General features: G+C 29.4%; 18 protein-coding genes. 6 read left to right on the plus strand and 12 right to left on the minus strand.

Annotated elements, in window-relative coordinates:
- Positions 1-165: 165 nt before the first annotated feature.
- From HW276_RS01785 to HW276_RS01810, 6 genes are all read right to left on the minus strand, one after another.
- Entirely contained in the window at positions 166-744 is a 579-nt protein-coding gene (locus tag HW276_RS01785) for a biotin transporter BioY (RefSeq protein ID WP_147002940.1), read from the minus strand.
- Positions 745-822: 78 nt separating this feature from the next.
- Entirely contained in the window at positions 823-3,759 is a 2,937-nt protein-coding gene (locus HW276_RS01790) for an autotransporter domain-containing protein (protein WP_178937176.1), read from the minus strand.
- A 148-nt stretch (positions 3,760-3,907) separates the two neighbouring features.
- On the minus strand, positions 3,908-4,606 hold the full coding sequence (locus tag HW276_RS01795; protein ID WP_178937177.1) for an N-glycosylase/DNA lyase: 699 nt from the start codon (positions 4,604-4,606) through the stop codon (positions 3,908-3,910).
- Positions 4,607-4,811: 205 nt separating this feature from the next.
- Positions 4,812-5,909: an RNA-guided endonuclease TnpB family protein gene (locus HW276_RS01800; protein WP_178937178.1), complete on the minus strand. Its 1,098-nt coding sequence runs from the start codon at positions 5,907-5,909 to the stop codon at positions 4,812-4,814.
- A 344-nt stretch (positions 5,910-6,253) separates the two neighbouring features.
- Complete coding sequence (locus HW276_RS01805) at positions 6,254-7,129, minus strand: alpha/beta hydrolase fold domain-containing protein (RefSeq protein ID WP_178937179.1); 876 nt, start codon at positions 7,127-7,129, stop codon at positions 6,254-6,256.
- A gap of 345 nt (positions 7,130-7,474) precedes the next feature.
- Positions 7,475-8,056: a helix-hairpin-helix domain-containing protein gene (locus HW276_RS01810; protein ID WP_178937180.1), complete on the minus strand. Its 582-nt coding sequence runs from the start codon at positions 8,054-8,056 to the stop codon at positions 7,475-7,477.
- A gap of 310 nt (positions 8,057-8,366) precedes the next feature.
- On the opposite strand from HW276_RS01810, the gene HW276_RS01815 reads away from it, so the two are divergent.
- A complete protein-coding gene (locus HW276_RS01815; protein WP_178937181.1) occupies positions 8,367-10,223 on the plus strand; it encodes a DUF4153 domain-containing protein in 1,857 nt (618 codons plus the stop codon).
- A 146-nt stretch (positions 10,224-10,369) separates the two neighbouring features.
- Positions 10,370-10,891, plus strand: coding sequence for an NAD(P)H-dependent oxidoreductase (locus tag HW276_RS01820; RefSeq protein ID WP_178937182.1), 522 nt, complete (start codon positions 10,370-10,372; stop codon positions 10,889-10,891).
- Positions 10,892-11,005: 114 nt separating this feature from the next.
- Here HW276_RS01820 and HW276_RS01825 read toward each other — a convergent pair whose 3' ends face one another.
- The 3 genes from HW276_RS01825 to HW276_RS01835 form a co-directional block, all read right to left on the minus strand.
- On the minus strand, positions 11,006-11,959 hold the full coding sequence (locus tag HW276_RS01825) for an ATPase (RefSeq protein WP_178937183.1): 954 nt from the start codon (positions 11,957-11,959) through the stop codon (positions 11,006-11,008).
- A 45-nt stretch (positions 11,960-12,004) separates the two neighbouring features.
- On the minus strand, positions 12,005-13,036 hold the full coding sequence (locus tag HW276_RS01830; protein ID WP_178937184.1) for a rod shape-determining protein: 1,032 nt from the start codon (positions 13,034-13,036) through the stop codon (positions 12,005-12,007).
- A 182-nt stretch (positions 13,037-13,218) separates the two neighbouring features.
- On the minus strand, positions 13,219-14,094 hold the full coding sequence (locus tag HW276_RS01835; protein WP_178937185.1) for an alpha/beta fold hydrolase: 876 nt from the start codon (positions 14,092-14,094) through the stop codon (positions 13,219-13,221).
- Positions 14,095-14,859: 765 nt separating this feature from the next.
- Between HW276_RS01835 and HW276_RS01840 the strand changes: the two genes are divergently transcribed.
- From HW276_RS01840 to pflA, 3 genes are all read left to right on the plus strand, one after another.
- Positions 14,860-16,278 carry a hypothetical protein gene (locus HW276_RS01840; RefSeq protein ID WP_178937186.1) on the plus strand — a complete coding sequence of 473 codons (1,419 nt, stop codon included), beginning with the start codon at positions 14,860-14,862 and terminating at the stop codon, positions 16,276-16,278.
- A gap of 233 nt (positions 16,279-16,511) precedes the next feature.
- Positions 16,512-18,743: a formate C-acetyltransferase gene (gene pflB, locus HW276_RS01845; RefSeq protein ID WP_178937187.1), complete on the plus strand. Its 2,232-nt coding sequence runs from the start codon at positions 16,512-16,514 to the stop codon at positions 18,741-18,743.
- Positions 18,744-19,062: 319 nt separating this feature from the next.
- Positions 19,063-19,797, plus strand: a complete 735-nt coding sequence (gene pflA, locus HW276_RS01850; protein ID WP_178937188.1) for a pyruvate formate-lyase-activating protein — start codon at positions 19,063-19,065, stop codon at positions 19,795-19,797.
- A 50-nt stretch (positions 19,798-19,847) separates the two neighbouring features.
- Here the strand turns inward: pflA and HW276_RS01855 are convergent, their stop codons facing one another.
- The 3 genes from HW276_RS01855 to HW276_RS01865 form a co-directional block, all read right to left on the minus strand.
- Positions 19,848-20,165, minus strand: coding sequence for a thioredoxin family protein (locus tag HW276_RS01855; RefSeq protein WP_178937189.1), 318 nt, complete (start codon positions 20,163-20,165; stop codon positions 19,848-19,850).
- A 15-nt stretch (positions 20,166-20,180) separates the two neighbouring features.
- The gene (locus HW276_RS01860; protein WP_178937190.1) at positions 20,181-20,834 is read right to left on the minus strand and encodes a 2'-5' RNA ligase family protein; all 654 of its coding nucleotides are present in this window, start codon (positions 20,832-20,834) and stop codon (positions 20,181-20,183) included.
- A 123-nt stretch (positions 20,835-20,957) separates the two neighbouring features.
- Complete coding sequence (locus HW276_RS01865; protein ID WP_178937191.1) at positions 20,958-21,665, minus strand: type 1 glutamine amidotransferase; 708 nt, start codon at positions 21,663-21,665, stop codon at positions 20,958-20,960.
- Between the two features lie 246 nt (positions 21,666-21,911).
- On the opposite strand from HW276_RS01865, the gene tuf reads away from it, so the two are divergent.
- Positions 21,912-23,096: an elongation factor Tu gene (gene tuf, locus HW276_RS01870; protein WP_147002960.1), complete on the plus strand. Its 1,185-nt coding sequence runs from the start codon at positions 21,912-21,914 to the stop codon at positions 23,094-23,096.
- Positions 23,097-23,927 lie beyond the last annotated feature (831 nt).

The following is a 23,927-nucleotide window of genomic DNA, read 5'->3' on the forward strand; positions in this document are numbered from 1 at the left end:
GTCCAGTAATACATAAGCTAATGGCTGTATAGCTGAAACAATTACAAATTGAGTGAGAATCACAGTAAAGTTCATATTCAGTATTTTATATACAATTTGTTTTACTTTTTCAGGCAATTTCTTTTTAGATAGATGTATAATAAATTAATTCTTTCTATTAGATATTTATTTGTCATTTTTTGGAATAAATTTCCACAATGTCGGAAGTAAAAGTGTTACAGTAGTTGATTTTAATGCATCTCCAGGAAGGAAAGGCAATACACCAATCATAAACGCGTTTTTTCCAGGTACAAATAATGACAATACTAATGAACCTAATGTTAAAATAATGGCACTTGAAAGTATTAGTGAAAGAATTGTTTTAACATAAGACTTTGTAACACCTCTATCTGCTAAATATCCTAAAATTATTGTAGCTGCAATATATCCTAAAATATATCCGCCAGTTGGTGAGAATAATGAACCAGCTTTACCTCCAGCAAAAATTGGAGCGCCTAAGCTACCTGCCGCAACATAGGAAAGTATAGTTGCAGTTCCCAATTTTCTTCCGTATAATAGTGCCATTAGTGTTACTCCAAATGTTCCAAGTGAAATTGGTACAGGAGTGTAAGGAAGCGGAATTAAAACTTGAGACATTATTGATAAAAATGCCACTCCGCCCAGCACTAAAAGAATGTTTTTAAAAGTTTCCTTTTCTTTTGCTTCAATTTTTACAATGTTGCTAATTAATGTATTCTGTTTCATAAAAAAAACCTCCAGTTTTATTATTTTATAGTATTATAACACTTGTTATTTAAAAAGTCAACAAATCTAAAATTTAGATTAAAAATTAAATCTGACTCCTGTTGTAAACACATTATTGTTTCCTTTACCTTTTCCGCCGTCAACAGAACCATCATAATTTACATACCATCCAAAGTCTTTATTTACTTCTGTTAATGCTCCAACTCCAGCCCAAGTCTTGTTCTTAGCAAGTCCAATACCTTTTACCTTGAATGTTGCTCCTGGAAGTCCAGTATATCTTGCATCAAAACTTAAATCCTGCTTATTAAAGGCTCTTTGATGTGTTACATAACCTTGGAATGTAGTTTTGCTTCCACCTTTCCAGTTTACAGCTTTTCCAGCTCTAAGCCCAACTAATGCGGCTGTCTGATTATAATTCTTCTTATCAGCAGTCAATCCAAATTGGCTTTTTTCTTCAGAGAATGACCCTCTTACAACCGTATCGTGAGTTAATCCTACAAATGGTGTTACTACAAAATCTCCATTAGCATTTTTAACGTCATATCCTGTTTCTAAATATCCAGAATAAACCTTGTCATTATGATTAATTTTAGCTCTAGTATAGTCGTTGCTGCTTAAAATAATATCCCTTTCCACATCACTGTCAACGAATCCAATTCCAAAACGTCCTTGTAAGTAGACTGGAACATCTTTATTTCCTAATCTTCCGTACAATGAAATTCCAAAATTGTTAGCATCAGATTTTCCGCCATATCTGTCAAATTTAACATCAGCTTTTGAATAAGATAAAGCAGTACCTAAAATCAAGTTTTCTCCAAATTGCTTATCAATTCCGACTTGTCCACCGTATACTTTAGTATCTCCTTTTCCATATCCATCTTGTTTTAATTTACCATTGGCACCTAATCCAGTAATCCACAATCCAAATTTGTCTCCAACATTGTCAAGAGTTCCCAGCATAACCAATCTGTTAGACAAATCCTTGTTTACAGTTTGCGAATGCTGGAATGTCAATGCTTGTGCCGAAGCATAAATTTGTCCAGACAAACTGTCCAAAACAGCTGCTCTGTTTGAAGAAGTAAGGGCTTGCAATTTAGCGGCTTTTCTTTCAAACTGTGCAACATTTCCAGCTGTTCCATTTTCAATATCCTGATCTAATTTTTGAAAGGCAGTTTCCAGATTTTGCGCAGTATTTTTTTGCATTTCATCAGATTCTGAAATTTTTTCCACATAATCCAGTACGTTTTTTCTGCTTACTTTTGCAGAAACAGAATTTTCAGTCTGATTTAATTTAGCATTTAACATTTCATCAGTATTTACGCTATTAAAGTTTCCTTCAATCTTGTCATCTGATGTAATGACATCTTGTGCAGTTCCATTAGATGTTATATATTTTCTTTCTCCATTTTCTTCAGGTTTTACTTCAAGTTTTGAGTTGTTCAGGCTAACTTTCCCTTTTACATGTATGTTAGAATTTAAATCTGTCACAACTCTAGAGTTTTCCAATGATGAATAATTTCCAGTAACTTCAGTAGAACCAGTATTTTCTACAGTACCGTTATTTATAACATCATTTTTAATTACAGCATTATTTGTAGAAAGAATGGCTTGTTTTTTTACGTTAATTGAAGAAGAATAAACGCCGTTTACTTGCAATCTTCCGCCATTTACCGTTGTAGGCCCTGTAAATGTAGAATTTCCAGATAAGATTAAATCTCCAGAACCGTTTTTAATTACCCCTGCATCTCCTGAAATGTCATTTGAGAAAATATAACTTCCGCTTGGAATATTAATGGTTACATTATCTGCAAGCGCAAGCTGCTTGCTAAATAAGGCAGGCCCTTTTAATGCCTTGTCGATATTTAAAAGTCCCCATCCATAAACATCATCAACACCAGGAGTTCCTATATCTGTTGCAGTTGATAAAATTGTCTGTCTAATTAAATCAGCATCCATCCAAGGATACTTTTGCTTAATTAAAGCTGCTGTTCCAGTTACAATTGGCGCTGCAAAGGAAGAACCTCCACCAATATAATTTTGTCCTTTTATTGTAAATATCTGGTCTCCAACAGCAGTTACAGTCCAGTTTTTAGCAACTCCTGCAGGTGATAGAGGAGTTAAATTGCTCCAGCTTGTATCTCCCAGTTTAGATTCATCTTTTGAAGTCAATGCAACTACATTTATCCATCCTTTTTGAAGTCCGCTTTCAAAATGTGGCAATCCTCCTTCAAGTGTAGGCTGCTTGTCAGAAGAATCATTTCCGGCAGACCATACAAATAATGAGCCGTTATTTACTTCATTTCTATAAAAATCAAGCATAGAGCTTCCAATTTGAAATCCGTAATAATGGCTTGAAGTATTGTCAGCATTAAAGTCAGTCACTTCTCCGTCAATTCCGAATGACTGGTTATAAATAGTTACGCCGTTATCTCTTAATTTTTGATACATTTCCAGTTTCACGCTTGGATAAGTGGCATTCTTGTCGGTATTTCTTTTTGCTGCATCAATTACATAGACACTGGCACCTTTTGCAATTCCATTTGAAGATCCTGCCGCAAGATCAGCAACAACAATTCCATGATCATCACTTGCAGTAGCTTCTGATGTAAATCCTGGGACTGCAAGTTTTGTTAAACGGCTTCCAAATTTTTCTGTAAGATCAGAATTAAATGATGAGTTTTCAAATCCAACATCAATGATTCCAATTTTTACATCATTGCCTGTAAGTGTTGTATTTGAATTGTTATGCGGGTTGTTTTTGTCATAGGAAACAGTGGAAGAATTCCATCCTATTTCGGAAGTTGCTGTTGTTACAGTAGGCTTTGTTGTTACTGGCGCTGGATTAACAGGTGTTGGAGTTGCAGCTGAAGTTCCGCCTGAATTTCCGGCTCCGCCACCTCCTCCGCCACCTCCGCCACAGCTTACTAGCAATGCTGTTAATCCGAGGATAATTGAACTTTTAGCAAAGTTATGCTTTTTAATATCTTCTTTTAATTGTTTTAAGTTAGAGGTCATAGTAATCGCTCTCCTTTCGCTGTTTTTAATATTGATCTGATTTTAAAATAAAGAATTGGATTTTTAGTTATATATTCAATATTTATAATGAACTCTCTACAATATTTTACCATATTTTTTTGAAAAAAACACTACGTAACTTTGGGAATTATTTAAAAATCTCTCCAGCTTCCTTATGCCATAAAACCAAGTCTAGTTCATCCATTTTTATTTTTGAAAAGTCTGAATATTCTCTCATTTTTTCTTCTATTTCATAATATTTTTTTTCAGTTATCGACTTGGGAATTTCTTCAATTACATTAAGAGCCTTTAGATTTCTCAGAATATGCCTATCCAAAATTGCAATATTTTCTCCAAATCCAAGATTTCGCAGTACGTGATTTGCCTCCTTTAATCCCATTCCCTTAACATTTTTCAAAATCCATTTTCTTTTTTCAAAAGTATCTCCAATTTCGGACAAAATCTTCTTTGGCTGTAATTCTCCATTCCTTGTCATTAATTCTCGCAATTCCACCAAATATCTGGACTTATTATTTTTAAATCTGACAATATTTAAAAATTCAACCATTTCTTCTGCCTTTCCATTATACAGCAGCCCGTTTTCCACTAAATTTGTAATAGCTAGCCAAGCATTCTTAGCCTTCGACTGAGGTGTCAAAATACAAAACGCCATTTCTGCAAAAACTTCCTTCTCTGTGCCTTTCCAAGCCTTTTTATAACCTTTTATAGCCTTTTCAATCCCTGCTTTTATTTTTTTATAAATCTCAAGAATTTCCTCATGCTTTTTCCAGTCAATTCTTTCGTTAATTTTATTTTTATCATTCTTTTTTTTAATTTTTTCAGACATAGTTAAAATTCCTTCTTTTTTTCTTCTTTGATAATTTTAATATCGGATCTGTTCAATAACTTAATTTTTTATTTTACAAGGTGCTTCTTTAGTGAACTACTCCCGCTTTTAGAAGTGGGAGCTTCTTGGGAAGTATCTGCTTTTGTTAGCCAAATATATTTACCAAGCTCTTCGGGCAGTTCCTACCCTGTCTTTTTTTATTTTCCTAATATTTCAACATCAATTTTCCAATGTTTTTTATATTCAATGCCGCATTGTAATCTCTATCAATTTCAATTCCGCAGCACTCACATTTATAACTTCTTTCTGATAATTTCAGTTCATCTTTAACATTTCCACATTTACTGCAAGTTTTCGATGACGGAAACCACTTATCTATCTTCAAAAATTGTTTCCCTAAAAACATCAACTTATATTCAAGCATTCTCAAAAACATTCCCCATCCATTATCTCCTACACTTTTTCCAAAATTTAATGCCTGACTCATCCCTTTCATATTCAAATCCTCAACAACCACAACATTATACGTTTCAGACAATTTTTTCGATAATTTATGCAAAAAATCTCTTCGGCAATTTTTGATATACTCATGCAATCTTGATATTTTCTCTTTTTGTCTATACCAATTCTTAGAAAATTTCACTTTTCTTGATAATGATTTCTGTAATTTTTTCAATTCTTCTTCCAACATCCTAAAATATTTTGGATAATCAGTTCTTTGGTTTTCAGAACTGACAAATAACTCAGACATTGAAAAATCAAGTCCTATTACTTTATCATTACTAGCTACTTTTTGAATTTCTTTTTCAAGTTCTGTCAAAATAGAAACATAGTAATTTCCATTACTGTTTGTCAATGTTACTGACTTTATCTTGTAATCCTTCGGTATTTCTCTATGATATTTTAATTTTATTCTTTTTAATTTTGGCAAAACCAAATATTTATCTTCCTCAATTCGTATCGAATTATTCACACAATTTGTCGTATAACTTTTAACACTATTCTTTTTAGATTTAAACCTTGGAAACTTTGCTCTCTTCTGAAAAAAGTTCGTAAACGATTGTCTTACATTTAATTGAGCATTTGAAAGTGCCAAACTGTCTACTTCTTTTAGAAATTGATTTTCACTTTTCAAACTGGCAGGTGTAACTATTTTATTTTTTCCAGTTTCTTCATAAATTTTATTAGCAGTGTACAAAATCGTATTGTAAACAAAACGAACACATCCAAAAGTCTTATTTATCAATAATTCCTGCTCTTTATTTGGATAAATTCTGTATCTGAATGCTAAATTATATTTCATAAAATTACACCTCCTTTTGATTTTGAATATTATTTTTAACTATTTCTTTAGAGATTTTATCATTAACGATTTCTCTTCGATATTTTATACAAAAATTGTATCATAAGAGTATCCTTTTTTCAATTTTTTTACAAAAAAAGCAATTCATCTCCCACTTGTAGAAGTCGGAGACTTCTTGCTATCTTTTTGTTAAATTCTAAAATACATACAGTTTCCAAACAATCCTGTTACTTTCTGTTTAAATCAGCGAAACTTAATTTGGCAGGATGTTTAATTAAGTAAAATATTTTCTAATTTTATCATAAAATCCTATAAATATAGAAAATTTGTATAAACAGCCTTGATTATTTTAGAAAAAATTTCCCAATTTCATCAATAGTTTCCTCCGATTCTTTAAGAGGGGCTAAAATCCAGTCATGACACAAATTTTCCCCAATTTTTATTTCTACGCTTGTTCCAACCGCAATTTCCAGCATATCACTTAATTTTAAGCAATCTGGATACAAAATTTCATTTGTTCCAAAAATGAGAAATATTTCCCCAAGATTATCCATATTTCCATAAATTGGCGAAATCAGCGGATCTTTCACATCCAGTTCCCCAGCAAACTGCTTTCCAGTTATAATCAGCCCATTTAAAGGCAAAAGCGGATCTTTTTCTGCAAATTCCTCTATTTCCTCATTTGTCATTGAAACATCAGCCCAAGGCGACATTAATACCGTTTTTTTTGGAAAAGGCAGCTGTTTTTCTTCCTTTAGCCTTTGCAAAAATGCAAGTGCCAGTCCCCCGCCAGAAGAATCTCCAAATAAATAAAACTCATCATTTTTATATTTTTTTGTTATTTTTCTATAAGCCTCCATTACAACTTTATGTGCCTTTTCCACAGTATTTTCAGGAGCAAGCGGATAGTCAATAAATGTAACTTTCAAATGATACTTTTTCACTAATTTTTCAATAATATTTTTATGCCCTCGGACAGCACGCATGACATAAGCCCCGCCATGTAAAAAAATAACATGTCTGTTACAACTTTCTTGACTAGAAACTGTTAAAATTTGATATTCATCGATAAACTGCTCATCAGTGGTAAGCGACTTGTCAAAATTGTTTTTATTCAAAAAATCTGTATCTCTTCTCGGATTTAAAAAATCCTTTTCCTTATATTTTTTCATATTTACCAATTTTGCAATTGGCACTGCAATATCTGATAATAAACTCATTTTTTTATTTTATTTTAAAAAAATAATCAAACTCCTTTCTTTTTACTGCTTTTTTACAAAGGTTCTCATTCCCTTGATTATCATAAACTGTTATCATTTAATTTTTAGAAACATGCAATTTAAAATTTCTAATTATTTTATAGAATAATACAAGTAAAATTTTCTAAGTGGCAGATTTTATAAAAAATTTTTAATAGACAAAAGTTTTGATTTAACAAGGAATTAAGCTATATTATCAAATAGATCTGTTCAATAACTTAATTTTTTTTCAGAATATTTATTTTATTAAATTCCAAATTGCGCATGATTTCAAAACAAGTCTAATAAATAAAATGATATTATTTTTTATTCTATAAATTTTATTTTATCTTCAATTTCTGCATAACGTTCTTTCCCGATAATCTTTTCCAATTCTACATTCGACCTTATATTATTTTTCTCAATTTCAGGAAACAATTTTTTTATTTCCTTATTTGTAAATCCTATTTTTTTTAATTCCTTTTCATTTAATTTATTAATATTATATTTCGTTATTTCACGTCCATAATTCTGTTTAGAATTTTGTATCTTTTCATCATCTACAAACAAAAATTTCTGAGCAATTTCCAGCCCTGACTTTCCAAATCCAGAAATATTCTTTACTTCATTAACATCTTTAATAACCCCAACTTCATCCCGATATTTCACAAATTTTTCAGCCTTGTTCTTATTAATCCCCAGCTTTAGCAAATCTTTATACTCAATACTGTTAATATCAAATTTCACATTGCTTTTTGTCAAATCAGTATCTTTCTTAGCCTTATCCTTTTTATAATTTTTTTCCCTATTAATTTCAATTTCAGGAGTATTTTTATCCTCAATTAAAAGTCTTAAAAAATTCCCCGCAATTAACAGCATTACAAAAATAATGACATATTTTATTTTCATAATAATCCCCCTTTTGATTATATTATTTAATGATTTTTTCAAAATCTGCCACTTAAATAATGAAACTTGTATTTTATGATAAATTATATCACATTGATTTACTATTTGATAGATGAAAATAAAAATTTGTTTTATTATTCTCAAATTATTAAACCGTTTGATTAAGTCACTTTTATAAATTTTTTTATTAATAAGTTCCTTTAAGGCGAAAACTAAAAAATAAATCAAGTTTCTCATTTGTTTTTAAATAATATGTGGTATCATAAAATTAAGAGAATTAAAATCAAAATATGATAAGAGGTGATTATCTATGGGAAAATTTATGGAAAAAACTAAAAAGTTATTTGAATATTTCAAGGGAGGATTTGAAAGGTTTCGGGTGACAATCATTTTTGCTTTAATAAGTTTTATTATGGTAGTTTTGATTACAGAAATTGGAGATTTAGACTTTAAACGATTTTTTGTTGCTGTTTTGGAAGAAGTAAGGAACTGCTGTATACTTGGGATTTTTATGACTGCGATGTTTGAAGTTGTCGGGGAAGAGTATTTTGGGGAGAAGAAAAAATGGTCTTTTAGAAGCATTTATACAGTTTTGACTGTTGTTATTATTGCAATATTTTATTATATTTGTTTTATTGTGTATAGTTATGAAATTGGATTTTGGATGCTGTTCCCAATTTCAATATTACTCTTTTTATTGATTCCAATTTTAAAAAAGGGAAATAAGGAAAAGTATCTGCAATCTGCGTTTGTGAATTTTGTTGTATCGTGTATTTTTGCAACAGTGCTTTGGATTGGAATTGCGATAATTTTGACTACAGTTGCCGCATTATTTGGATTTGATATGTTTGGATGGTTTATTTTAAGATTTTATTTGTATTCGTGGGTATTTGTATTTGATGTTTTGGGGATTTCCTTATTTTTGTCATTGCTAAAAAAGCCAGGCGATGATTTGGAAAGTTATGATTTTCCCTATATTTTAAAAATGCTTGTAAAATTTGTAATTGTTCCGCTAATTACTATTTATACAGGAATTTTGTATATTTATTTTATAAATGTAATTATATCTATGAAATTGCCAAAAGGCTTAATTTCTCACCTTGTGCTTTGGTATACGGCATTTAGCCTGTTTATCATCATTTTAATAATTCCACTTATTAAAAGTGATAAATTTTTAGGTAATTTTAAAAAATATTTTCCATATTTTTCAATACCTTTGATATTTGCTTCATTACTTGCAATTTTTCAAAGAATTTATCAGTATGGAATTACAGAAAACCGATATTATGTGCTGCTTTTAATATTCTGGTTATTTTTCTGCATGATTTCATTCATAAGAAACTCAAAAGTTGCAAAGATTCTAATAAGCCTGATTTTATGCCTTGTAATTGCTGTTTATTCTCCATTTAACGCTGAAAGAGTGAGTGTTTACAGTCAAAGCCAGAGATTAAAAAGAATGCTTGTAAAATATGGAGCTTTAAAAAATGGGAAAATTTCAAAAATTACCCAAAATTTGACTAATAGACAAGGAAATCAGATTTATACAGTAATTGACTATATTTATTCTAGGGGAAAATCATCGGTTAAAAGTCTTGGGTTGAAAAATTCCAGCGGAAAAGTTTATGAAATTTCATATGATTTGGAAAGAGATTTGGGAATTAAGGATTCCTGGAGAAATTATTATGGTGAAGAAGATGGGGAAGATGGTGAAAGTTATGATATTAGAAAAGCGGTAAACTATGACTTAAAGACAGAAGAAAATACTTCAGATATTTTAGATGCAAAAGGTTATGACAATGTTATCCATTATCAAAAAAAATGGGGAGAATCTACAGACCTGACATATAAATCTGGCGAATATAAAGTTGCCATTGTAAACAAAATGATTACAGTAAGTGACAAGAACGGGAAAGAGTTAGCTAAACTTAATTGTGAAGATCTAATAAAACAGGTGTTGGTAAAATTAAAGACTCTCAAACTTGAAAATTCAGGAGGTTCTGATGAAGAATATAAGGTTTTGCCAAAAGACTTTGAATATGTTGGAACAGCAGGAGATATAAATTATAAGATTTCATTGCAAAATATTTATGAAGAAATTACAGATGGAAAAATGACAGATATAAATTATGAATTTTATTTTATGTTTTCAGAAAAAAATAATTTTTAAAATTGCTATTTAAGATAGAGATCTATTTGATAATCATACAAACCTGGAATTTAATAAAATAAATGTTATGAAGTAAGGAATTTTGACTTCTTGTGAAATAAAAAAATTAAAATGTAGAGCTCTAAAAAAGAGAGGATGATTAAATTATGAAAACTTTAGTTATTTTAGCACATCCAGATATGGAAAATTCGAGAATTAACAAAAGATGGAAGGAAGAACTGGAAAAATATCCTGACAAAATTACAGTAAATGAACTTTACAAAAATTACCCAAATTGGGATATTGATATTGAAAGAGAGCACGAATTGTTACTATCTCATGATAACATAATTATTCAATTTCCGCTTTACTGGTACACATACACTCCTTTATTAAAAAAATGGCTTGATGATGTACTTTCCTATAATTGGGCCTATGGAAATGAATATAACCTAAAAGGAAAAAATATAGGAGTTGCAATTTCTATTGGAGGATTTGAAAGTGACTATTCAAAAACTGGCTCTGTGAAATTTTCAATGGATGAAATTTTGATACATTTTAAAGCAACTGTTGAATATGTCAAGGCAAACCTAATTTCTCATTATTTTCTTTTTGATACTGATAATATAAGTGATGAGGAACTTTCAGAAAATGCTGGAAATTATGCGAATCATATTTTTAGTTTATAAGAGAACTAAAAATCCTTTTAACTGATTTTTACTATTTAAATATTATGAAAAAATGGGAGATATTCTGACAATACAGTTTATTTCCCATTTTATCTTTCATTAGTATTTTTTTTTTTAAGAATTTTGCAAAATATCAAAAAAATTAAAAAGTACACTTTTTATATTTACATTATTTCTAATGCTATTTTTTAAATTTATCAGATTTTTCAAATCTTCTGTTTCCACAGAATTTTTTGCATTTATAATAATTTTAGAAAGAAAACCTATCAAAAATTCCCTTTCTTTCTTTAGTTCATTTTCAATTTCATTTATAAAAAAATAAACATTTTCAAGCTCCCAAAAACGTATCCGCCGCGCTATCAGTTCAATGCTTTTATTATATTTTATTGTCAAATCCAAACTATTTTTAATAGCAAATTCCCCGCTCACATAATTTTTCATTTCCGTAACAATTTGAAAAATATCTTCAACTGTGTTAATTTGGAACTTAATGTCATCAAGCGAAAGATTTTGCCTTTTAAATTCCAGAATATCATTTTCATTTCCATCAAAGAAATAGTAAATTTCTTTGCTAACTCCCAGTTCTTCGTTATTCATTCCAGATAGATGGAATTTAATTGTACGGGATTTTATTGTAGGAATTATATTTAATGTTCGTGATAAAAGTATAAAATATACGTTTTTTGGAGGTTCTTCCAAAATTTTTAAAAGCGCATTTGAAGATTCTTTTCTCAAATTTTCAATTCCGCACAGAATAAATATTTTTTTTGGTGAATTAAATGAGGATTCTATCGAAGAATAGATGATTTCCCGCACTTCATCAATTTTTATGTTTTCATTGTTTTTATTTATTATTTCAATGTCAGGATGCTGAGAAATGTCGATAAGCCGTTCTATTTTTTCTTTTTCAGCATCATTTTGGATATTTTTTGTCATAATCATTTTTGAAAACATTAGTGCATAAGAAAGCAAGTCAACTCTCTTATCACCGTAAAAGAGATAACTTGCGCTCACTTTATCCTGATTTGCCTCATTTTTAAATTTTTCAGTTATTTTCTGTAATTTCATTTTTTCTCATTTTCTTTTTTTCTTTTTTAAAATTAACAACAAATATTAATTTTCTTTCATTTGAAGAGTTCTTAACAGTTTCTTGTTGTCAAATGCGGCTCCTCCACCTAAAACTACTGAATCCAATGGATTTGGAGACAAGAATACTTTGATTCCAACTTCTTTTTCCATCATGTCAATAAAGTTTCTGATTAGAGAACCTCCACCAGTCATTACAATTCCGTTATCCAAAATATCTGCTGCCAATTCAGGCGGACATTTTTCAAGAACTTCTTTTGTAGAGTTTACAATTTGGAATAGAGAATCTTCGATTGCTTCGTAAATTTCATTTGCATTGACTTCCACAGTATTAGGAATTCCAGTTTCCAAATCTCTACCTTTTATTTCCATAACTTCAGGCGACTGAACTTTTAATGCTGAACCTAAATCTTTTTTTATTTTTTCAGCAGTTCTATCTCCAATTAATAAATTATATTTTCTTTTTACATATCTTACAATATCTTCATCAAATCTGTTTCCAGCAATTCTAATTGATTTACTTGCAATAATTTCATCTAGCGAAAGAATTGCAATATCAGTAGAACCTCCACCTATATCAATTACCATGCTTCCTTCAGGTTGTGAAATATCCACTCCGGAACCAATAATAGCGGCTCTTCCTTCTTCAATAATGTATGTCTTTTTAGCGCCCTTTACTGCATCAAACAATGCTTTTCTTTCAACACTTGTTACTTCAATCGGCACACAAATCATTACTTCAGGCTTGAACAGCGAATTTCCATAAATTTTGTGAATAAAGTATGTAATCATTTCCTTTGTTGAGTCAATATCTGCGATAACTCCATCTTGCAAAGGTTTAATAGCTTGAATACTGTCAGGAGTCTTCCCAAGCATTTCTCTAGCTTCTTTTCCAACTGCAATTAATCTTCCTGTTTTTCTATCACGTGCAACAACAGATGGCTCGTTTAATACTATTTTTTTTCTTTGCTTATCGTAAATCAATATATTTGCAGTTCCTAAATCTATCGAAATACTTTTATTTACTCTAAATATTTTTACAAAATCAAATACACCCATTTTTCCTCCTATTAAAATTAACTTTCTTAATTATATCATATTTTTCAATAAAAATTTATTATTTTTTGAAATTTTTTGAATTTTTTACTATAAATATTTATTTTTTTATATTTTTACTATATTTTTTACCTAATTTGGCTTTATTTTTTAGTTTTGCAAAAAAATAAATAATATTTAATAAATCAGAAATTTACATTCAGCCATTTCAATATTTCATCATAAATCTCGTATTTGTTTATTTCATTTAGGGATTCATGCCGTCCATCCCTGTTTTCAAGAACACTAATTCTTCTTTTTTTCTTTCTCAAATTATTAAAAATCTTATTTATATGATAAGTGTCAATCGCCTTGTCATCAGTTCCGTAAACAGCCAATATTTTTGCAGATTCATCTAATTTTTTATAATTTCTGTTAATAAATCCCATTGTGGAAAAAATTCCAGAAAAAAACTTTGGTGTGACAGGATAACCGCAAAGTTCACTTTCTTCGTATTTTTTACTTTCATTTTCATCTCGAGTCAGCCAGTCAAATTTAGTTTTATTCGGCTCAAAAGCCATATTCCATTTCCTGAAAATTTTATTAAATGCAGAAAATTTCCTGAAAATAACTCTTTCCAGAATAGTTGCAAAACTTCCCCCTGCAGCTTCCATCTGTTTTTTCAATGGAAAACCCGACAAAATAAAATATTTGTAACTATTTTCAATTCCCCATCGCATTCCAATCAAAGACCCCATGCTATGTCCAAAAATCGTAGTATTATCAGGATTTGATCCAATTTTATCCAAAAAGATGCCGATATCTTTAAAAACAGCCTTTATTCCATTTTTTCCAAAATCTCCAATTTCTCCATCCTTCAGTTCTCCATGCCCACGAATTTCCATAACAAACACATTATACCCGTTAGAAGCCAAAAACTCCCCAAATTCAGAATATCTTCCAACAGGCTCGGTCATTCCATGAAAGATTACAATATTATTTTTATATTTTTCTCTTTTTGACTTAAAAAATAAATAAGGTATCTTTTTATTATCAAAACTTTCAAAATATTGTTTTTCCATTATTTCCCTTTCTAAAAAATGTTAGATTTATTTGTTAATGAGATTTATTTAAAACTAAACTGACCTAGAAATAGGCAAATCAAACTTAAAATCAGATATTCATAATCTTAAATCTTAGAGTTTAATTTTAAACTTATTTTGTATGTATACACATCTATTATAATACAATATTATTTTTTTTGCAATTACAAATTTTTTATTTCACATTCAAGATTTTTTAAATAATATATTTATAAATTATAAATTTGAAAGTGAAGAAAATATGTTTTGTTTATGAAAATTAGCAAAAGCAAAAATATTTATAACTTTTCAAGTTTGATTTTAAGTTTTACTGTCAAAAAATTAAATTTTAAAATAACAAATTGTTGATGTTTTTTTTATTTGATAATTTATATATTAGTAAAAAATCCTTGAAAATAAAGGGTTCTTAATAAAATAAATATTTTTTTTAATTCGTTTTTTTATGGTATTTTAGATTTTTTTAGAAAAAAAGATAAAAAAATTATAAATTTTGAAAATACTTATAATGATATTTTCTATAAAAAATAGTAATTCAGTAGCATAATTCTATGATTATTTTTTATTTGCTTTAATTTTAAATTAATTTTAAGAAATAGATTAAAATCCAGCATTTAAGGGAGAATTTGTTAAAATAAGAAAGTAAAAAATGTCATCTAAAAAAATAAACTCATAATTGTTATTATGAAAATATTAGTAATTATTGATATTACAAGGTTAATAAGAATTATGAGGAGTAAATAATTAATGGGGCTTGATTTTAATGAAAGTGACATATTAAAAGATATTTTAAATTTTAAAATTGTTAATAGAAAAAAATTAGAAGAAAAATATGGATTTAAAATAATAGATCGTATGATTAAACATATAAATGAATTTTTATGTAAAAATGATAACGGGATAATACATAAAAGTAAAAATTATTTATATTATTTTGGAAAATATTATGAAAGCCTATTTAAGATAAATGACAGGGATATAAATATGAGAATGTCATTCAGGCGGGAACTTATCACACTTATCTTGCTGCTTGGGAAGGAAAAGCTGAATATTTACAAATTCAATAAACAAATCAGGAGAAATGAACAAAATACTAAAAATATTCAAAACGATCTAAAGCAGATATTAAAAACTTATAATATAAAGCATTTAGAATACATAAGAACAGCAAATATAGAAAAATTATTTAAAAACAAGAATTATGACCTTAAAGAGTTAAGGGAGAACTATTTGAGGGAAATACTGATGAGAAGAATGGAAAAGATTTATATTGGAAAAAGTACATATCAAGAAAACTTCTATTTTAAAATATTGCAGGAAATTTTGGAAATAAAAAATATTAAATATATAAAAAGACTTCTTTTTTTGTATATTGACCAGTTTACAGATATAATTTCAATGTACGAAAAATATTCAATATTAACATATTTTATTTTAAATATGAAAAGTACAGATATAAAATTCAAATATAGGCTGAAGAAAACTGATGAAAATAAAGAGTTTTTTATAATGATGGATAAAATTTCTAAAAGGGAAAAATTGAAAATAGATTGTAAATTTATGACTTTGTTTTATAAAAAACTGCATAGAAAAAAAAGAAAACCTGAAAAAATATTAAGTGAAATTAATAAAGCCATAATGATTGAGAAAAATCAAGAAACATTTGGAATAAAAAAGGTAGAAACTAGAAAGGGCAAGGAAGAAGGAGTAGAAGTTTACAGTATTGCTGAAACATCTGTAAATTTTGAAAATAAGGATTTATTAAATAAAAAACTTTTGAAAAAATATATTCATTTGGATGAAACCGTTAAAATAAGGACATTAGTTTTAGTTGATGTGGAAGAGAATCAGATTTTAAAGTCATTTAATAAAGTAATGAAATTTTTTAATTTTTTGGAAGTAGTTAAGGTGGAACATTTAAATAATTTTAAGAAAGTTATCACAAAAAATAATACTGGTTACGAACAGGTGCTTATAATTTCCAATTCAAAATTTTTAAATACAATAAGAAATTTTTCAGATATTCCAATTTTTAATTTTGTACTAGGAAAAGAAAAGGGAACTTTACAAAGCAGAATAAATATTTTGAAACAGATGATATATTTACGTAGAATGATGTTTCAGTATTTGGAATTTAAAAAAGATAGAAAGATAATCCATAAGTAAATTTTGTTATGAAATAGTCGTTTGTGTGCTTAAACTCTATAAGTTATTTTTTTCACTATTTACGGCATTTGAACGGCTTTTTTTGTAAAAAAATTTTTTTAAAAATTTTAAAAATATATTTGCTTTTATGAAATTTTTGGGGTATAATAGGTGTAGAGTTAAGTTCAATATTATAATGATTACAAATAAACATATAACAAATATTAAAGATTGAAAGGATGTGTTGTTAAATAATGGACGCATGGAGAGGATTTAAAGAAGGAAATTGGAAAGACAACATTGATGTTACAGAATTTATCAGATTAAATTATACAGAATATTTAGGTGATGACAGCTTTTTGGAAGGACCGACTGAAGCAACTACTAAATTGTGGAAAGAGCTTTCTGAAAAATTTAAAGTAGAAAGAGAAAAAGGTATTTATGACGCTGAAACTAAAATACCTTCTCAAATAGATGCTTATGGAGCTGGATATATTGATAAAGATTTGGAAAAAATTGTAGGACTTCAAACTGATGCTCCACTAAAAAGAGCAATCTTCCCAAATGGTGGATTAAGAATGGTAAAAAACAGCTTGGAAGCTTTTGGTTATAAATTAGATCCAGAAACTGAAGAAATTTTTACTAAATACAGAAAAACTCACAATGATGGAGTTTTCTCAGCTTATACTGAACAAATAAGAAAAGCAAGACATACAGGAATTATTACAGGACTTCCAGATGCTTATGGTCGTGGAAGAATTATCGGAGATTACAGAAGAGTTGCTCTTTACGGAGTTGACAGATTGATAGCTGACAGAGAAGAACAATACAAAAATTTAGATCCAGCTGAAATGACTGAAGATGTAATTAGACTTAGAGAAGAAGTTTTTGAACAAGTTAAAGCATTAAAAGCATTAAAGAGAATGGCAGCAGCTTACGGATTTGATATTTCAGGACCAGCTACTAATGGTAAAGAAGCAGTACAATGGTTGTATTTTGCATACTTAGCCGCTACAAAAGATCAAAATGGAGCTGCAATGAGTATTGGAAGAACTTCTACATTCTTAGATATTTTCTTGGAAAGAGATTTACAGGAAGGAACTTTGACTGAAAAAGAAGCTCAAGAAATAATGGATCATTTTGTAATGAAATTAAGAATAATTAGATTCTTAAGAACACCTGAATATGATGCATTATTCTCAGGAGATCCAGTTTGGGTAACTGAATCAATTGGAGGAATGGGATTAGACGGAAGATCAATGGTTACAAAAAATTCATTTAGAATTTTACACACATTGTACAACATGGGAACTTCGCCTGAACCAAACTTAACAGTTTTATGGAGTGAAAAATTACCTGAAACTTGGAAAAAATTCTGTGCCAAAGTGTCAATTGATACTTCATCAGTACAATATGAAAATGACGACATTATGAGACCACAATTTGGGAATGACTACGGAATCGCATGTTGCGTATCTCCAATGACAATTGGACATCAAATGCAATTCTTTGGAGCGAGAGTAAACTTGCCAAAAGCATTATTATACGCAATTAACGGTGGTAAAGATGAAAAATCTAAGATTCAAGTTACACCAGTTGGACAATTTGAACCAATCAAAGGTGAATACTTGGAATTTGACGAAGTATGGGAAAAATTAGATAAAGTGTTAGACTGGTTAGCTTCAACTTATGTTAAAGCATTGAATATTATTCACTATATGCATGACAAATATTCTTATGAAGCATTAGAAATGTCATTGCACGACATTAATATCAGAAGAACAGAAGCATTTGGAATTGCTGGACTTTCAATTATTGCAGATTCACTTGCGGCTATTAAATATGGTAAAGTAAAAGTTGTAAGAGATGAAGAAGGAGATGCAGTTGACTACATCAATGAAAAAGATTATGTTCCATTCGGAAATAATGACGATGCAACTGACCAATTTGCAGTAGATATTACAAGAAGATTTATGAACAAATTGAGAACTCACAAAATGTATAGAGATGCAATCCCTACACAATCAGTATTAACTATTACTTCAAACGTTGTATACGGTAAGAAAACAGGAAATACACCTGATGGAAGAAGAGCTGGAGCACCATTTGGTCCAGGAGCAAACCCTATGCATGGAAGAGATACAAGAGGAGCTGTTGCTTCACTTGCTTCAGTAGCTAAAATCCCATTTGAAGATGCAAATGATGGAATTTCTTATACATTCGCAATTACACCAGAAACATTAGGTAAAAATGCAAATGAAAAACAAACTAACTTAGTTGGATTAATGGATGGATACTTCAATCAAACAGGACACCACTTAAATGTAAATGTATTCGGAAGAGATTTACTAGAAGATGCAATGGAACATCCTGAAAATTATCCACAATTAACAATCAGAGTTTCTGGATATGCAGTAAACTTTGTTAAATTGACTAGAGAACAACAATTAGATGTAATTAACAGAACAATTTCAAATAAAATGTAATTTTTGAAAGTTTAAAAATTTAAAATTTAAATTTAGCTGTTAAACAAATTCAATTTAAGCAAATTCAATAAATTGTTAAAATATGAAAAATGTCGCATAGTTTCATAAAAATATGAGTTATGCGGCATTATTTTCTATTATTTGAATATATATCCTATTAAAAAAATAGAAAATATGTTTTATTTATTTTCTGGCAAGAGGTTAAGACCCCTTGTTAAATAGAATTTATAATAAATTCATTACTCTAGCGGGAAATAATAGTATAAATTTTATATTGAATTTATATTAAAAAAGTAAGAGAGAAAGAGAGAAAATTAATATGGAAGTAAAAGGATACATACATTCATTTGAATCTTTTGGGACAAAAGATGGACCAGGAATTAGATTTGTGCTGTTTTTACAGGGATGTCCTCTTAGATGTTTATATTGTCATAATGTAGATACTTGGGAAATTAAGGATAAAAAAATGGTAATGACAGCACAGGAAGTTATGAAGGAAATTTTAAAAGTGAAGGGATTTATAAAAACTGGCGGAGTTACTGTGTCTGGTGGAGAACCTTTGATGCAGCCTGAATTTCTGATGGAATTGTTTAAACTTTGCCGTGAAAATAAGATTCATACGGCACTTGACACATCTGGATATATTTTTAATGAAAAGGCGAAAAAAGTGTTGGAGCTTGTGGATATGGTGCTTCTCGATATTAAGCACATAAATCCTGAAAAATATAAAATATTGACTTCGGTTGAACTTGACAATACGTTAAAATTTGCAAAATATTTAGATGAAATCAATAAACCTGTTTGGTTAAGATATGTGTTAGTTCCAGGATATTCTGATGATGAAAAAGATTTACACGACTGGGCTAAGTTTACTTCACAGTTGAAAAATGTGGAAAGAGTAGACATTTTGCCATTTCACCAAATGGGGCAGTATAAATGGGAAAAGGTTGGAAAAGAATATAAATTAAAAGATACACCGACACCAACGAGAGAATTAGTTGAAAAAGCTGAAGGAATTTTTAAGTCTTATGGGTTAAAATTGCTAGGTAAATAAAATTAAGGGAATTGGTTCTAGTTTTATTAGAATCAGTTCCCTTTTGGTATTTATTTATTTTCACTTATTTGTTCAATTCTATAATTTAATTCGTCAAAATCAATAATTTTAGCTTGTCTGTGTATCTCTCTGCCTTCATAAAATAGAATAACTACTGGGACTGAAAATAGACTTAATTGTCCAACAGCTTCAGGAATTTCAGAGGCTTCGATATGATAAGCGGTAAAATTTTTCTCATTAACAATTTTCTCAACTTTTGGCATATCAGAGTGACAAACGCTGCAATTATTCATTGAAACGTATAATAAAAAATATTCTTCTTCTTTTATTTTATTAAGTATTTGTTCATAATTTTCAAGTTTTTTCATACAATTTCTCCTTTTCTATTTTTTAAATTTTAATGAATAAATTATATTTTTTGCTTGCCCCAACTCGTCGACTTGAGCGATTCCAACACCAATGACTTTAGATTTAAAAGGTTTAAAATCATATTTTGAAGTAAATGCGTCTATTTTGGATGGATCTTCTGGAGTAAGTAAAGTTATGTGGGGATCAAAACTTGTAAACACATTTGGAGAACCATACAAATTGAATGATTTTACTTTTTCAGGAATAGATTTTGCCCAGTCTGGAACTTTTGCATCCTTTGCACGATACTTATTCAAGCTGACTGTTATTTCATCCGCAAGCTGCTGTATAGCTTCATTGTTTTGAGCATCAAGCATAAACCAGTTTCCGCCAGTTTTTCTTAATCTGTAAAATTCTATATCAAAAGGCTTTGTCTGATTTGCGATTTTATTGACAGTATTTTTTATTGTTTTTAATGCTTCAGGTTTGTATTCTGTAAGATAAAGTGTCAGATGGACTGCATATCCTTTTGAATAAAGGCTTTCAATTCCTGCCTCTTTAAGTCCCTTTGAGATATTTTCCACATTTCTGGTTGCATTATTATCCATAATTACAAAAACGTTGTAATTTACATTGGAAAAAGTGTTCAGGCAAAACATTAAAAAAATTGAAAAAAATATCTTTTTCATAATAAAACCTCCTAAATTTTTTGTTTTAGATTACTTTTGCTACAATTATACCTTGAAATATTTTAAAAACAAGGTTTAAAAAGTATTCCACATTTAATTTAGCTATTTTTCCGCACATTTACTTTATTTATTTGTAAGATTATCCAAAAATTCATAAAGAAGATTATTCATCTCATTATAATCGTTATTACGGATTGTTTGAGGTGATTGGACAAATGGTAAAGTTTGGCTTTTCTTTTCAAGATCTTTATCTGAATCAATTAATAATTCTGCCACTTTTTTTGTAAATTCAGGATGGCATTGAAAGCCGTAGTGCTTTTCGCTATATTTTATAATTTGTCGTGGACATCCTTTACTTTTTGCTAAAACTTTTGCTGTGTCAGGAAGTCCTGGCATATCGCTGTGCCAATGTCCTGTTATCGTTTGTTTTCCAAAATGCTTAATATTTTTATCTTCTAGTCCATCTTCAGTTAATTCAATCGGAAAATTTCCAATTTCGCAAGAAGGACTTTTTTCTGTAGTTTCACCGTAGGCTTCTCCTAGAAGCTGAGCTCCAAGACATGCTCCAACTATGTATTTATCAGCTTTTATAGCTTTCTTAATCAAATCAATTTCAGCTTTTGGGTCAAAATAAGGAAACTCGCTATTATCTCCAATTGGACTTTGAGGACCTCCCATTACTATTAAAAAATCAAATGAATCCACATTTTCAGGTAACTTTTCATCTTGATAGACTTTTGTCATTGTGACATCGTGTCCAGAAAGCGCTGCCCAGGCAAGATAAGCTCCTGGAACTTCAAATGTTTCGTGTAATATAAAGTGTATTTTCATTGTTGTACTTCCTTAGGTTCTAGATTTTTAGTAAAATCACTTTAAAACTAACTTTTTTGAATTTTACTAATAGTTAAGTTTAATATTAAAGAGATTAGGTATATTATATAATTTTTATAAAAAAAATTCAAGAAAAGGAACTATTTTTTCATAGTTGCAATTATTTTTTAAATATGCTATAATTAAAATGATAAAAATACATTAATTAAAAAACAAAAAATAAAATAAAATGGAGGAAAAATTAAAATGGCAAAAGCTAAATTCGAGAGAAGTAAACCACACGTAAACATAGGAACAATCGGTCACGTTGACCACGGTAAAACAACAACAACAGCAGCAATTTCAAAAGTATTAGCTGAAAAAGGGTTAGCTGAAAAAGTTGATTTTGAAAACATTGACCAAGCTCCTGAAGAAAGAGAAAGAGGAATTACAATTAACACAGCTCACATTGAGTATGAAACAGAAAAAAGACACTACGCTCACGTAGACTGTCCAGGACATGCTGACTATGTAAAAAATATGATTACAGGAGCAGCTCAAATGGATGGAGCTATCTTAGTAGTATCAGCAGCAGATGGTCCAATGCCTCAAACAAGAGAACACATCTTGTTGGCAAGACAAGTAGGTGTACCTTACATCGTAGTATACTTGAATAAAGTAGATATGGTAGATGACGAAGAATTATTAGAATTAGTAGAAATGGAAGTAAGAGAATTATTAAACGAATACGGATTCCCAGGAGATGACGTACCAGTAATCAAAGGATCTTCATTAGGAGCATTAAATGGAGAACAAAAATGGATAGATGCAATTGTAGAATTGATGGATGCAGTGGATGAATATATTCCAACACCAGAAAGACCAATTGACCAACCATTCTTGATGCCAATTGAAGATGTATTCACAATTACAGGAAGAGGAACAGTAGTAACAGGAAGAGTAGAAAGAGGAGTAGTAAAAGTTGGAGAAGAAGTAGAAATCGTAGGAATTAAACCAACTTCAAAAACTACAGTAACAGGAGTAGAAATGTTCAGAAAATTATTGGATTCAGGACAAGCTGGAGATAATATAGGAGCATTACTAAGAGGAACTAAGAAAGAAGAAGTGGAAAGAGGACAAGTACTTGCTAAACCAGGAACAATCACTCCACATACAGGATTTAAATCAGAAGTATACGTATTGACAAAAGATGAAGGAGGAAGACATACTCCATTCTTTACAGGATACAAACCACAATTCTATTTCAGAACAACTGATATTACAGGAGAAGTAAACTTACCAGAAGGAGTAGAAATGGTAATGCCTGGAGATAACATTGAAATGACAGTAGAATTAATTCACCCAATTGCAATGGAAGAAGGATTAAGATTTGCGATTAGAGAAGGTGGAAGAACAGTAGCTTCAGGAGTAGTTGCAACTATTACTAAATAGTTTTCTGTAAAACTTTTTTAACAATATCTAGCAAGAAGTCTCTCTCTTCTACAAGAGGGAGATGAATTGCAGAACATAACTTGAAATAATAATTATTATATGGTATAATACTCGCATATCAGGGCAGGGACTGCCCGAAGAGCTTGGTAAATATATTTGGCTAACAGAAGCAGATACTTCCCAAGAAGCTCCCACTTCTAAAAGCGGGAGCAGTTCACAGGTTGAAATAAGTATTTTATATTGTTTGATGAAATTTTTAATAAAATAAGATATTTATAATAAAAGTATAATAAATGATAGCACTTAATTAAATTATTAAAAATTTTTTTGGATTTGTTTATAGTGCTATTGTTTTTTTTGGTATTATTAAGTTATACTAATCATGAGATTTATTAAGTGTGTTAGAACACTCGTGGCTTTAGCCATGAGAGGAATAACACCAACATTGAAAATGTTGCTTTAAAATTTGCAATATTAATAATTTTGAGTGTAATATATTTGGGTTTAAAATATAATATATAGATAAAAAGTAGCAGTGTAGACATAATGTCTTATCTAGTAGCGGCTATTGTGGACTAGCCAAAAAGAATAAGAATTTTAAAATCAAACTTCGTTAGAAGATAACTTACTTTTTCAGTTATCTTATGAAGCTTTCGACTTTTAGTCGTGAGTAGTTCACTAATTAAAATGCCTTTTTTTATATATTCCATTTAATAAGGGATGGCTGCAAAACATCATAAATATTAAGTTTTACTGTATTTAAAGCAAATTATTCTTAAAAAGATTGAAAAGATATTGCTAAATCTCAATCAACTTTCTCATATTTTTATG

Origin of the sequence: Leptotrichia sp. oral taxon 417, from assembly GCF_013394865.1 — a bacterium.
Classification (GTDB): domain Bacteria; phylum Fusobacteriota; class Fusobacteriia; order Fusobacteriales; family Leptotrichiaceae; genus Leptotrichia; species Leptotrichia wadei_A.